This window comes from Salinivibrio sp. YCSC6, assembly GCF_004916735.1.
In the GTDB taxonomy this organism is placed as follows: Bacteria; Pseudomonadota; Gammaproteobacteria; order Enterobacterales; family Vibrionaceae; genus Salinivibrio; species Salinivibrio proteolyticus.
On sequence record NZ_CP039516.1, the window covers coordinates 1,530,185 to 1,543,035 of the forward strand.

Sequence of the window (12,851 nt, forward strand, 5' to 3'; positions counted from 1 at the left end):
CTTATTAACCCATTTGTGCCTGCCAGTCACTTGATTTTGTTATAAACTTCATCAATTCTCATTTGTATACACAATAAACAACGAAAGGATCACGTATGGCCAAAGCGCCCCGCTTTCAGCAAATCAAAGACTACATCTTAAATAAGATTGAGCAGCAAGTGTGGCCTGTGGGCGCGCGTATTCCTACTGAGCATGAGCTTTGCGCGCAATTTAATGTAAGTCGCATGACAGTGAATAAAGCGGTACGCGATTTGGTGACCGAAGGCCGGCTAGAGCGTACACCGCGACTAGGCACATTTGTTACGCAACCTAAAGCAGAATCGCCGCTAATGGATATCCGCAACATTGCTGATGAAGTAACGGCGCGAGGCCAAACCTATCGTAGTGATATTCACACCCTAAACCGGATATCGGCCTCTGCAGATGTCGCGATGCGCCTCGGTGTCATGCTTGGCACTGACGTCTTTTTTAGTGAGATAGTGCACTACGCCGATAATGTCCCTCTGCAGCTAGAGCAACGGTGGGTTAATCCTGCATTGGCCCCCGATTATCTGCATCAAGACTTTAGTCAACACACGCCCAACGAGTACCTGTCGCAGGTATGTCCAGTAAATACCATTGAACACACGGTAGAAGCGATCATTGCCTCGGATTCGGTCCGTCAGGCGCTAGCGATGAAAGCCGACGAGCCGTGCTTGTTGCTGCATAGGAGAACATGGAGCCAACAAACACTGGTCAGTGCGGCACTACTCTACCATCCCGGCACCCGTTACAAGCTGACTTCACGCACCGATCGATAATTAGATCGAATCGATCACAAAACCTTTACATCCCCTCTTGTGCCCAATCACTTATTTGTATATACATTTGTATAGACATTTAAAGAGCTAGTAAGGCATCACCGATGAGAAAGGTATATACCCACGCCAAATTAGTGACTATGGCCACCGATGTTTATGCATCTGGCGGTTACAGCTGCCAAGACAACCAATCTATCGCGGTCGAAGACGGCAAGATTGTCGCCCTTGGACACGACGCTGAAGCGCTGGATTGGCCCTCCCAATCACTGAATGGCAAGTTAGTGACGCCGGGGTTCATCGATAGCCATACCCATTTAGTTTTTGCAGGTAACCGCGCTGGCGAGTTTGAACAGCGCTTAAACGGTGTGCCATATCAAACTATTGCAGCTCAAGGTGGTGGCATTCTGTCGACAGTAAAAGCGACACGAGCAGCCAGTGAAGCAACCTTATTGGAACTGGCTGTACCGCGCGCCAATGCGTTGATACGTGACGGCGTCACAACAATTGAAATCAAATCCGGTTATGGGCTCACGCTGGAAGACGAGCTCAAAATGCTACGTGTCGCGAAATCAATAGACCAACACTTACCGGTCAATGTATCAACGACGTTATTGGCCGCACATGCACTGCCACCTGAATACCGTAATGATGCAGATAGCTACATTGATTTTGTCTGCCACACCATGATTCCGGCTGCGGCAGAACAACAACTGGCAGATGCTGTTGATGTATTCTGCGAGAATATCGCGTTCAGTGTCGAGCAAGCAGAGCGTGTTTTCGCCGCCGCCAACGCTCATGGCTTAAAAATAAAAGCACATACCGAACAACTTAGCGATCTGGGTGGCAGTGTCGCTGCAGCCAAAGCCGGCGCTTTATCCGTGGATCATATTGAGTATTTGTCAGAGGCCGATGTGCAAGTCCTCGCTGAATACGATACCGTCGCGACGCTGCTACCCGGTGCATTTTACTTTTTGCGTGAAACACAGCAGCCTCCTATTGCCACTCTTCGTGAAAGCCGGGTCCCTATGGCACTTGCCACCGACTTTAATCCCGGCACCTCACCGTTTGCGTCACTCACGTTGATGATGAATATGGCATCAACCTTATTTGGTTTAACCCCCAAGGAAAACTTATACGGCGTCACACGCCATGCCGCGCAAGCATTGGGATTATCACACAAAGGACAAATCGCTGTCGGGTTCGATGCCGACTTAGCCGTATGGGACTGTGAAACGCCAGCCGAGCTCAGCTACATGGTCGCTACCGCCCCACTACTTGGCCGTATCGTCAATGGTGATTGGTATGATGAGCAAGGAGTCCGAGGATGAAACATATACCTGCCGATATGTCGCTCTGGCAAGGACGTACCGACCCTGAAGATGGCGAGCGCGGCCTGCGTTTGCATCAACATATTCAAGCACTGAGTGACGGAAGTTCGCGCGCCGGGACTGTCTTATTTGGCTTTGCGTGTGATGAAGGTGTCGCGCGCAATAAAGGCCGTCAAGGCGCGGCGCTGGCACCGGATGCGATCCGTCAAGCACTCGCAAATCTCGCTTGGCATCAATGTCCGCCATTATTTGATGGTGGCACTATCGCCTGTGACGACGGTGACCTTGTCTTAGCACAGCAAAGCCTAAGCGCACAGATTGCGAATGTCCTTCCCCACCACAATGTACTAACGCTGGGTGGCGGGCATGAAACGGCGTGGGCAAGCTTTCAAGGCTTATCCAGTTATATATCGCGCCACTTATCTGAAAACAGCCAACGCGCTCCTAAAATTGGCATTATCAATTTTGATGCGCACTTTGACTTGCGTACGCCCCAGGGGCTAAGTCAGGAAGGTAGCTCAGGGACGCCCTTTGCACAAATTGCGCAGTTTTGCCAACAACGAGACTGGCCATTCCATTATGCTTGCTTGGGCGTCAGCCGCACCAGCAATACCCAAGCCTTATTTGATAAAGCAGAGCAGCTTAATTGTTGGGTCGAAGAAGACACCCAGATGCACACTGACGCACTGCCGGCACTCAAAACCAAGCTCACCCAATTTATCCAAGGGTGTGATTATCTCTATCTCACTCTCGACATGGATGTATTCCCAGCCGCAAGTGCACCCGGCGTTAGTGCGCCTGCCGCTTATGGTGTGCCCGTTCATGTCATCGAGCCTTTGCTCCAACAAATCTTTACCGATGCCCACCAGCAGGCCATCCGTATTCCTGTGTGTGACATCACCGAAGTGAACCCAAACTATGACCGCGACCAACAAACCAGCCGCCTTGCCGCACGCATGGCATGGTCAATGTTGCATGCATCGCCAACCCGTATCGACAATCAAGGAGAGTAACCATGACGGATCCACGTTTTGACTCACGGACCATCCAAGCACCAACAGGTACGAAACTAAATGCTAAAAGTTGGCTGACCGAAGCGCCTTTGCGTATGTTGATGAATAACTTACATCCAGATGTCGCCGAGCATCCACATGGACTGGTGGTTTACGGAGGTATTGGTCGAGCCGCACGCAACTGGCAATGCTATGACAAGATTGTCGAGGTGCTAAAACGCCTTGAAGATAACCAAACCTTACTAGTGCAATCCGGTAAACCCGTTGGAGTCTTTACCACTCATAAAGATGCACCTCGTGTTCTGATTGCCAACTCAAACTTGGTGCCTCATTGGGCAAATTGGGAACACTTTAACGAGCTCGATAAGCAAGGCTTGATGATGTACGGCCAAATGACTGCAGGAAGCTGGATCTACATTGGCTCGCAGGGCATTGTGCAAGGCACTTACGAAACCTTTGTTGCGGTTGCTAAAAAGCATTTTGGCGGCGAAGCCAAGGGACGTTGGATCTTGACGGGTGGTCTGGGTGGCATGGGGGGCGCTCAGCCACTTGCTGCAACCATGGCGGGCTTCTCGATGATTGCGGTTGAGTGTGACGAAAGCCGTATTGATTATCGCCTGCGTACCGGCTACGTCGATCGCAAAGCAACGTCACTCGATGAAGCGCTAGGAATGATTGAAGACGCCAAACAGTCCGGTAAGCCCGTCTCTGTCGGTCTATTAGCCAATGCTGCCGATATCTTCCCAGAACTAGTGGCACGAAACATCACGCCTGATGTGGTTACCGATCAAACGTCAGCGCACGACCCTCTAAACGGCTACCTGCCGCAAGGCTGGACGATGGAGCAAGCCGTCGCACAACGAAAAGAAAACGAATCAGAGGTCGTCAAAGCGGCAAAAGCATCGATGGCAGTACAAGTTAAAGCCATGCTTGAACTCCAATCTCGCGGCGCGGCAACTCTAGATTACGGCAATAATATTCGCCAAATGGCATTAGAAGTGGGCGTTGAAAATGCGTTTGATTTTCCGGGCTTTGTCCCTGCATATATTCGTCCTCTGTTCTGTGAAGGTATTGGGCCATTCCGCTGGGCAGCATTATCCGGCGATCCCGAAGATATCTATAAAACTGACCAAAAAGTAAAAGAGCTGATCCCCGATGATCCGCACCTACACAACTGGCTAGATATGGCAAAAGAGCGTATTCAATTCCAAGGGTTACCTGCGCGCATTTGCTGGGTCGGCCTTAAAGATCGGGCACGCTTGGCGTTGGCTTTCAATGAGATGGTAAAAAATGGCGAACTCAAAGCGCCTATCGTGATCGGCCGAGACCATCTGGATTCTGGCTCGGTTGCCAGCCCTAACCGTGAAACCGAGGGCATGATGGATGGCTCTGATGCTGTCTCTGATTGGCCTTTGCTCAACGCGCTACTTAATACCGCATCAGGCGCGACCTGGGTGTCACTTCACCACGGTGGTGGCGTCGGCATGGGCTTCTCGCAACATTCAGGCGTCGTGATTGTCTGTGATGGTACAGATGACGCCCATGCACGTATTGGTCGTGTGCTCCATAACGACCCTGCAACCGGAGTGATGCGCCACGCTGACGCGGGGTATGACATCGCGATTAATTGTGCCAAAGAACAGAACCTAGATTTACCGCTGCTGGATATTCCTAACCAGCCGCTGCGCTAAGGAGAGCAAAATGACCACATTGACGTTACAACCGGGCGAGCTCACGCTTGCCCAGCTGCGCCAAGTGAGCCGTGAACCGGTAAAGATCGCATTTGCAGATGGCATTGAAGCCACCATGAAAGCAAGCACAGACACAGTTGCGGAGGTCCTTGATCAAGGACGAGTGGTTTATGGCATCAACACCGGGTTTGGCTTGCTTGCCAACACCCGTATCGAACTTGATGATTTGGAAACACTGCAGCGCTCCATCGTATTATCTCACGCAGCTGGCATTGGCGAGTTTATGGATGATGCCACAGTACGATTGATGATCGTGCTCAAAATTGCCAGCCTTGCGCGCGGCTATTCGGGTATTCGCTTTAGCGTCGTCGAAGCGTTGGCAGCACTGATTAATCATGAAGTATATCCCTGTATTCCCAAGAAAGGCTCTGTTGGCGCTTCAGGCGACCTCGCACCTTTGGCGCATATGAGTACTGTTTTATTGGGTGAAGGCCAAGCACGCTACAAAGGCGAAGTGATCTCAGGTGAAGCCGCGCTCAAAATTGCCGGGCTGTCCCCGATCACGCTTGGGCCTAAAGAGGGCCTTGCACTACTTAACGGTACGCAAGCATCCACGGCATTTGCACTAGAAGGCTTGTTTGAAGCCGAAGATTTGTATGCTGCCGCCACTGTGTGTGGTGCCCTATCTGTCGAAGCGGCATTGGGAAGTCGCCGGCCGTTTGATCCTCGCATTCATGCTGTGCGTGGACATCAGACGCAAATGGATGCCGCCGCTGCCTATCGTCATCTACTGGGTGGAACCAGTGAAATTGGCGATAGCCACCAAAACTGTGAAAAAGTACAAGACCCATACTCGCTGCGCTGTCAGCCGCAAGTGATGGGCGCGTGTTTACAGCAAATTCGCCACGCTGCCGACGTATTGACCACCGAAGCCAATGCAGTATCTGATAATCCTTTGGTTTTCCCAGAAGATGGTGACATCCTCTCTGGGGGCAATTTCCATGCTGAGCCGGTGGCGATGGCAGCGGATAACCTCGCGTTAGCCATTGCCGAGATTGGCAGCTTATCTGAACGTCGTATGGCCCTGCTTATCGATAGCAACCTCAGCAAGCTGCCTGCATTTTTGGTTAACAATGGTGGCGTTAACTCGGGCTTTATGATCGCGCAAGTCACCGCCGCCGCGCTCGCAAGCGAAAACAAAACCTTAGCGCACCCAGCCTCGATTGACAGCTTGCCCACATCGGCCAACCAAGAAGATCATGTATCTATGGCTACCTTTGCCGCCCGTCGCCTCAAAGACATGAGCAGTAATACACGTGGGATCCTCGCCGTTGAGTTGCTTTCTGCTTGCCAAGGTATCGACTTCCGAGCACCGCTGAAAAGCTCAGAGAAATTGGAGCAGGCGAAGGCGGAGCTACGTGGCGTCGTGCCTTTTTACGACAAGGACCGTTACTTTGCCCCTGATATTGAAAAAGCAAATGCACTCCTCCAAACAGGCACCTACAATCGTTTGATGCCTGCTGGCGCGTTGCCAAGTTTGCATCAATGATTTGCGCGTTATCTACATAATCTAACCATGAGTGAAACGGCCCTGTCCTAACGAATCGTGTTAACACACGCAGAACTAAGGATTTGGGTCGTTTTTTATATAAAGTGTCGCTATCTCCACAGATATTGGGCGAAATCATAGGCTAATATATAAACAATCGCTGTTACTTCCCCCTGACCTCGATGTAACGGAGTCGCTTATGTGGCATGCACTGTCGGTTCACCTTTCAGATCAACTCAATATTGATTTTGAAATCACAGAAAAAACGCCGGTTTCTGGCGGTGATATTCACGACGCTTATTGTGTCAGTGACGATAAAGCACAGCGGTTCTTCGTTAAAATTAATGAACGCGAATGCCTACCCGTTTTTGAGGCCGAAGCAGAAGCACTGCGACAACTGGCTATCAGTGAACAAATACAAGTGCCACAGGTCCATTATGTTGGCCCGGTGAAAGATCAAGCGGCATTAGTATTAAGTTATCTCCCGATTAAACCTCTCGATGACACCCAAGCCTATCTACTGGGCCAACACCTCGCTCGCCATCACCGTTGGGGCGAACAGGTTGAATATGGTTTTGATGATGATAACTACATCGGCATGACGGAGCAGCGTAACTGCTGGCACCGCAAATGGTGTCAGTTTTTTGCTGAGCAACGGATTGGCTGGCAGTTGCAACTTGCTGCCGAAAAAGGCCTCCATTTCGGCGACATCGAAGCCATCATTCAAGGGGTAAAACTCGCTTTAGCGGGCCACACTCCCAAGCCATCTCTGCTACACGGTGATTTGTGGCATGGTAATGCCGGATTATCGGTGAACGGCCCAGTCGTGTTCGACCCTGCCAGTTACTGGGGCGACCGTGAAACCGATATCGCACTGACTGAGCTGTTCGGCGGCTTCCCTGAAAGTTTCTACAATGGCTATCACGCCGAATGGCCGTTAGATGAAGGCTACCAACAGCGTAAAGACATTTATAACCTTTATCATGTACTCAACCACGTAAACCTATTCGGCGGCCCTTATTTAACGAAAACAGAGCAGTTGCTAGATAAGCTATCTTTAGGAAGCCAATAGGTTGAGGTTTATAATAAACGTTGCTTTCCTTTAGGTAACTCAACTAAACAATGCGTACGTCTATGCCCTGCTGTGTCAACGTTTTAACATGCTCTGGATCGATGCCAGAATCCGTGATCAGCACGTCTATTTGGCTAATCGGTACAACCACATTAGGGCTACGTCGACCAAACTTACTCGAATCAGTAACAACAATGATGGTCCCTGCTGCCTGACACATAGCCTGACTCACTTGGTAGGCTTCATTATATGTCGTGGTACCTTGAGTAAGATCGAAACCATCAGCGCCAATAAATAGTTTATCAAACGAAAATTTCTGAAATGCCTGCTCTGCGAGAGCGCCGTGGAACGAGGCTGATTTGTGCCGATATGTTCCTCCTGGCATCAAAACAGTATGCTGCGATTCAAGTTCAGCGATAGCGTTCACAATGTGAATGCTATTTGTCATGATCGTGAGCTCTAAAACATGTTGAAGATGGCTTACCATTTGTAATGTGGTGCTACCACAGTCAAGGATAATAGACTCCCCATCCTGTACCAGTCCCGACGCGGTCTGCGCAATAAGAGACTTATGCTCAAGGTTTAAGGTTTGCTTGATATCCATCGGCCAATCCTCATTGCTGTGAGGAAATGTTGCAGCTTCAGCCGCGCCATAGCGGCGAATCACCAAGCCGTCTTCTTCCAACGATCGGAGATCACTCCTGATTGTTGCGCCCGATGTGTCAAACGTAGACGCGAGTTGATTGACTGACGTTTTACCATTAGCCTTGAGAAATTCTAGCAATCTCTCTCTTCTTTTATCCAAATTCATTACATCATCCACCTTTTGAGATACTTACTACTGTAAACACATAGCTTTCAGAATGAAAGATGTAAAAATCGAATCATCTAAGGATTTTCGCAATTTGCGACACTTATCGCCTCTTGAAGCGGCGAGCTTAGTTGCGATAACACGTTGTTTGATAAAGGAAGAGGCTGGCCGATAAGACACGGTTTACGCTTTGGGCGAGAGAAAATTGAAACGCCACTCATGTAAGCAAAATCAACAATCTTTTCATCGTCGCCTGTCACGAAAATAACGACCGTTCTAGGCTTCCATCGACTTTTCGTCCGTCCAATTCTAACACTTCCTTTTCGAGACAATTCCCTTAATATTTGGTTAAACGCTCTTACTTGAAAATAGCCAAAACTAATTTGAAGTCCCCATGCGACTATCGCCACATAAATCATCGACCAAGTAGTATCCATAACGCTCCTTAAAGTAAAGGGGCCTTCCACCCCTTTATTTTTAATAATCATCAAATTAAAACATAACTTGTCCACCAGTTATGTTAATGGATTGCCCCGTGCAATAGGAAGCTTCATCACTGGCATAGAATTTAAGCACATTTAGAACATCTTGATAATCACAACCGGATTTCAAAGGCACTTTATCGATATATATCTGTTCGACATCCGCCTCATCAACATTCAGCTTTTTGGCATATTGTGGAATAAGCGACTGAAACATTGGACTTTTAAGTAAATTACCCAACATTAAAGAGTGAACAGTGACACCGTGTTCAGCTAAGTCAAGTGCTAAAGACTGGGTAAGTCCAACGCCACCAAATTTGGCAGCAGAGTATCCACTATTGTGCTTAGACCCTACCTTTCCTGACTTAGAGTTGATTTGTATAATACGTCCACCACGGCCTTCTCTTATCATTATCTTAGAGACTTCTCTTGCGCACAAGAAATACCCAGTCAGATTAACATTGATTGATAGTTGCCAGTCTGAAAACTCAAAACTATCAATCTTAGATGCGGTTGCCACACCAGCATTATATACTAAAAGATCAATGCGACCGACAAGGGAGTCAACTCGCTCGACCATTTCTTTAACGCTAGATTCATTGGTCGCATCAACACCGATGCCAAAGGCAGTTTCGTCGCCATACTCTTGGTTAATTTCCTTGCTAACACTAATGGCGTTCTTTTCATTTAAGTCAGCAACGATTACACGGTAACCATCATCGGCTAATCCTCGGCTAATAAACTCACCCAATGTTTGGCCACCACCGACAACTAATGCTACTTTACTCATAAATACCTCTAGATAACTCTAGTTAATATAAAATGTAATTTCATCGCCACATACGATATTATCAGGTCGATTACCTTCGACATGTACACAACCTGGAAACTCTGCAGAATGTTCACCATCAAAGCGAATCGTTATATGACCTAACTCACTTAAGTTTTTATTCACAACATCGCCCACTGCTGTGATAGAAAATGAGCAATCTGAAATCTTTAATGTATTACCTGGTTTAATCTCACCTTTCAATTGATCATGACAATGAATAAAGCAATAGTCTTTTACTTCCTCGGGAGCAATGTTAGAAAATAGAATCATCATATTCTCTTCTAACGCGTCGCTAGCAAACTCGCCGAGACTTTCTATTCTTACTTGATATAAAGCTGACATACGCTCCTCCTACTATTGATAAATAAACATAGAGGCAAACCAAGCAATCAATACAGTTGGCGCACCGGTTAGGAACCGTGAATAAAGAACCGACGGCACGCCGATTTCCACTGTCTTTTGGTCAGCTTCAGCAAGCCCTAACCCCACAGGGATAAAATCACAAGCGGCTTGCGAGTTAATCGCAAATAATGCGGGTAATGCCAAGTGAGGCGGAATGGTTCCCATGCCAATCTGAGTACCTACTAATACGCCAATGACTTGCGCAATAACGGCGCCAGGTCCCAAGAAAGGTGAAAGCAAAGGAAAAGAGCAGATCAATGCTAACGTCACTAGTCCCAAAGGGTTTTGTGCAAGTGGTGTCAGTCCATGAGCAACTAAGTCGCCGAAACCTGATGCCATAATGACGCCAATAAGCATCGCGACAAACGCCATAAAAGGAAGGATTGTCTGGATAATGGTATCAATGGTTTCCCGCCCCGCTTGGAAGAATGTTGACATCACACCTCCCATCGCCAAGCCTACCCGTGCTAAAAGGCCATCACTTTGCTGACTCAATTTTTTATTAGTATCAATAGAGGCTCCTCCTGTGCTTGATACTTTTACTTCTGCATTATCAACGTGATTACTTGCTTTATCTTTAGCAACGGATTCATCCCCTGATGCACTTATAACTTTTATTCCCGAAGGAGTCACACCCGAAACATAAATATCTTCAGTAATATGCTGGGCTAGTGGACCACTTTTTCCCGTAGAATGAATATTAACGGTAGGTATTCTTTTTTTAGGGTAAAGGCCACACCTCAGTGTGCCGCCGCAATCAATGACCGCAACGCCAATCTCTTCTTCTGGTACACTTGTTTTAAAGCCATCTACAAGCTCATAACCAGTCACCTCTGATATTTTATGTGCAATCTCAGGACAAGATCCGCCAGTGATATACAGAACCTTTTTACCCTCTTGAACAGGGAGCTTCAATGGGCCACCCCAACCACTACTGCCTTTTTCTATCACCAGTAATTTAGACATCTTTATTCCCCTTTTCATTATTGGATAATATGCACATTTCTATCGAGTTGTACGCCTTGTTGACGTTCAATAAAGTAGGTAGTGAGATCAGTTACCCAACCACGGAAGAAATTAGTGAACATACCCACTAATAAATAGCTCACAGCTAAAGGCCCAAGCGGTAATCCTAGTGTTGTGATACCACCTGCCACACCCAGATAGACAAACAGCTCTCCGGGGTTAACATGAGGAAATAATCCATTCATTGAATGACAACTATAAGAAGCCGCCGCATAGTAGGAAGGTTTATAACGCTCTGGTAAAAATCGGCCAAGACTTAATGTCATTGGATTACAAAAAATAAAAGTACCAATGACAGGTAGCACTAAATAACGTGTAATTGGATTTCCTGCACATCTTTGGGCTAGCCACTCAACTCTTTCTTGCCCAACAAACCGAATTAATGCGTTCATTGCTACAAGTAGAGAAATGAGCAGAGGAAGTATCCCTGTGACCATCCCTAAAAAAACCTCTCCCCCCTTTTCAAACAGCCCGATAAACCATTCCGCACCATGAATTATCCACTCCATAAACAACCTCTTTCATTATGATTTTGTGTTTAACCACACTCATATTTTCACTTTGAAAGAGAAGTTAAAAGCAAAAAGTGGATAAGCCGTGACCAACCTCACGATGTTTTTTATTATGAAAAGCTGAAGTTGGATTTCAGCACCAAATAAAAGTGCAATTCAGTTTCATTTCACATAAATTAGTGATTTTAATCACACAAATGTCTATTTTAGCACCAGTTACAGCTATGAACTCGCTATTATCTGCTCATTGAGACGTTTAGAACATTTCAATAAGAGCTTTTACAATAAAAATCTAGGCATACATTAGGAGAAGTGTATCAGTATGATCTATACAGAAAAAGAGGTAGTTGAAATAGGTAAAAACTATATAAAACAAGAGATTAATCAAGCCAAGAGGTTGTATTCCTCTATAGGCATCTCTTTTGTTGCAACAATCACATTGCTTTTAGAGTGCAAAGGAAAGGCCATAGTCTCAGGCGTAGGAAAATCGGGCCATATTGGCAAAAAAATTGCGGCAACATTAGCGTCTACAGGCACACCAGCCTTCTTTATTCATCCAACAGAGGCGCTTCATGGTGATCTGGGCATGATTGGGCAAGAGGATGTCGTCATCATGATCTCGAACTCGGGCAACAGTCATGAGCTACAAAAAATACAAACGCTGATGGAAATGAAAAAGATTACAACTATCGCGGTAACGGGCAATCTCAATAGTCCGTTAGCGCGTAGCTGTGATATAGCGCTTGATATCAACACAAACCAAGAAGCCTGCCCACTAGGACTTGCTCCCACTTCTAGCACGACGAACACGTTACTGTTAGGGGATTCATTGGCACTCACTGTGATGACACTACGCCAGTTTGATAAACACGATTTTGCCCTATCTCATCCTGCAGGTGCATTAGGAAGCCGGTTGATTACACGCATTGAACACTTAATTGAAGAAAAACATCAGCAAGCATTTTGCCTTCCCGACACTGAGTTACAGGACGCAATAGCTATCATGTGTCAAACAGGACTAGGCCTCATCACGGTAATAGATAATAGTAAACACGTTTTAGGTGTGTTTACCGATGGAGATTTAAGAAGAGCTTTTGCAAAAGGTTGTTGCCACAGGGTAAAAATGCACACTTTAGTTCAGTCTCATCCTATCCTCATCTCTGCTTCTAGTCTTTGTACTGAAGCATTAGCGCTAATGCTTCGCCATGGCGTGACAGCGATACCCGCGATCGATGACAATTCTTGCTTTACTGGCGTTATCAATCAACATACCATTCATCGCGCAGGTATTTGTTGATAAGTCTTCTAAACACTCAGTACCACTTTATGTTCG

General features: G+C 47.0%; 13 protein-coding genes. 7 read left to right on the forward strand and 6 right to left on the reverse strand.

Annotation, left to right across the window (positions count from 1 at the left end):
• The first annotated feature begins 95 nt into the window (after nt 1–95).
• From hutC to E8E00_RS06955, 6 genes are all read left to right on the forward strand, one after another.
• Nucleotides 96–800, forward strand: coding sequence for a histidine utilization repressor (gene hutC / locus E8E00_RS06930; protein WP_096628318.1), 705 nt, complete (start codon nt 96–98; stop codon nt 798–800).
• 104 nt (nt 801–904) lie between these two features.
• Complete coding sequence (gene hutI, locus E8E00_RS06935; protein WP_096628315.1) at nt 905–2,128, forward strand: imidazolonepropionase; 1,224 nt, start codon at nt 905–907, stop codon at nt 2,126–2,128.
• A complete protein-coding gene (hutG, locus tag E8E00_RS06940) occupies nt 2,125–3,141 on the forward strand; it encodes a formimidoylglutamase (protein WP_096628313.1) in 1,017 nt (338 codons plus the stop codon). The genes hutI and hutG overlap by 4 nt, the downstream gene beginning before the upstream one ends.
• A gap of 2 nt (nt 3,142–3,143) precedes the next feature.
• A complete protein-coding gene (gene hutU / locus E8E00_RS06945) occupies nt 3,144–4,832 on the forward strand; it encodes a urocanate hydratase (RefSeq protein ID WP_077765653.1) in 1,689 nt (562 codons plus the stop codon).
• A 10-nt stretch (nt 4,833–4,842) separates the two neighbouring features.
• Nucleotides 4,843–6,381 (forward strand): histidine ammonia-lyase, encoded by a 1,539-nt coding sequence (gene hutH, locus E8E00_RS06950; RefSeq protein WP_096628310.1) that lies wholly within the window; start codon nt 4,843–4,845, stop codon nt 6,379–6,381.
• A gap of 199 nt (nt 6,382–6,580) precedes the next feature.
• Nucleotides 6,581–7,453 carry a fructosamine kinase family protein gene (locus tag E8E00_RS06955; protein WP_096628308.1) on the forward strand — a complete coding sequence of 291 codons (873 nt, stop codon included), beginning with the start codon at nt 6,581–6,583 and terminating at the stop codon, nt 7,451–7,453.
• A 43-nt stretch (nt 7,454–7,496) separates the two neighbouring features.
• Here E8E00_RS06955 and E8E00_RS06960 read toward each other — a convergent pair whose 3' ends face one another.
• From E8E00_RS06960 to E8E00_RS06985, 6 genes are all read right to left on the reverse strand, one after another.
• Nucleotides 7,497–8,264 (reverse strand): DNA-binding transcriptional repressor, encoded by a 768-nt coding sequence (locus E8E00_RS06960; RefSeq protein ID WP_096628305.1) that lies wholly within the window; start codon nt 8,262–8,264, stop codon nt 7,497–7,499.
• Nucleotides 8,265–8,341: 77 nt separating this feature from the next.
• A complete protein-coding gene (locus E8E00_RS06965) occupies nt 8,342–8,701 on the reverse strand; it encodes a transcriptional regulator GutM (RefSeq protein ID WP_096628302.1) in 360 nt (119 codons plus the stop codon).
• Between the two features lie 55 nt (nt 8,702–8,756).
• Nucleotides 8,757–9,536 carry a sorbitol-6-phosphate dehydrogenase gene (gene srlD / locus E8E00_RS06970; RefSeq protein WP_077640346.1) on the reverse strand — a complete coding sequence of 260 codons (780 nt, stop codon included), beginning with the start codon at nt 9,534–9,536 and terminating at the stop codon, nt 8,757–8,759.
• An 18-nt stretch (nt 9,537–9,554) separates the two neighbouring features.
• Nucleotides 9,555–9,920, reverse strand: coding sequence for a PTS glucitol/sorbitol transporter subunit IIA (locus E8E00_RS06975; protein ID WP_096628299.1), 366 nt, complete (start codon nt 9,918–9,920; stop codon nt 9,555–9,557).
• 12 nt (nt 9,921–9,932) lie between these two features.
• Nucleotides 9,933–10,946 carry a PTS glucitol/sorbitol transporter subunit IIB gene (locus tag E8E00_RS06980; RefSeq protein WP_096628296.1) on the reverse strand — a complete coding sequence of 338 codons (1,014 nt, stop codon included), beginning with the start codon at nt 10,944–10,946 and terminating at the stop codon, nt 9,933–9,935.
• Between the two features lie 17 nt (nt 10,947–10,963).
• Complete coding sequence (locus E8E00_RS06985; protein ID WP_077456113.1) at nt 10,964–11,515, reverse strand: PTS glucitol/sorbitol transporter subunit IIC; 552 nt, start codon at nt 11,513–11,515, stop codon at nt 10,964–10,966.
• Between the two features lie 325 nt (nt 11,516–11,840).
• Here E8E00_RS06985 and E8E00_RS06990 point away from each other — a divergent pair, with 325 nt between their 5' ends.
• Complete coding sequence (locus tag E8E00_RS06990) at nt 11,841–12,815, forward strand: KpsF/GutQ family sugar-phosphate isomerase (protein WP_240531882.1); 975 nt, start codon at nt 11,841–11,843, stop codon at nt 12,813–12,815.
• The last annotated feature ends 36 nt before the right edge of the window (nt 12,816–12,851 follow it).

Bases quoted from the DNA above. Each gene is read 5' to 3' on its own strand.
- E8E00_RS06965 (WP_096628302.1), bottom strand. From the start codon at position 8,701: ATGGATACTACTTGGTCGATGATTTATGTGGCGATAGTCGCATGGGGA.
- E8E00_RS06990 (WP_240531882.1), top strand. From the start codon at position 11,841: ATGATCTATACAGAAAAAGAGGTAGTTGAAATAGGTAAAAACTATATA.
- E8E00_RS06960 (WP_096628305.1), bottom strand. From the start codon at position 8,264: ATGAATTTGGATAAAAGAAGAGAGAGATTGCTAGAATTTCTCAAGGCT.
- hutC (WP_096628318.1), top strand. From the start codon at position 96: ATGGCCAAAGCGCCCCGCTTTCAGCAAATCAAAGACTACATCTTAAAT.
- E8E00_RS06985 (WP_077456113.1), bottom strand. From the start codon at position 11,515: ATGGAGTGGATAATTCATGGTGCGGAATGGTTTATCGGGCTGTTTGAA.
- E8E00_RS06975 (WP_096628299.1), bottom strand. From the start codon at position 9,920: ATGTCAGCTTTATATCAAGTAAGAATAGAAAGTCTCGGCGAGTTTGCT.
- E8E00_RS06980 (WP_096628296.1), bottom strand. From the start codon at position 10,946: ATGTCTAAATTACTGGTGATAGAAAAAGGCAGTAGTGGTTGGGGTGGC.
- hutI (WP_096628315.1), top strand. From the start codon at position 905: ATGAGAAAGGTATATACCCACGCCAAATTAGTGACTATGGCCACCGAT.
- E8E00_RS06955 (WP_096628308.1), top strand. From the start codon at position 6,581: ATGTGGCATGCACTGTCGGTTCACCTTTCAGATCAACTCAATATTGAT.
- hutG (WP_096628313.1), top strand. From the start codon at position 2,125: ATGAAACATATACCTGCCGATATGTCGCTCTGGCAAGGACGTACCGAC.
- srlD (WP_077640346.1), bottom strand. From the start codon at position 9,536: ATGAGTAAAGTAGCATTAGTTGTCGGTGGTGGCCAAACATTGGGTGAG.
- hutU (WP_077765653.1), top strand. From the start codon at position 3,144: ATGACGGATCCACGTTTTGACTCACGGACCATCCAAGCACCAACAGGT.
- hutH (WP_096628310.1), top strand. From the start codon at position 4,843: ATGACCACATTGACGTTACAACCGGGCGAGCTCACGCTTGCCCAGCTG.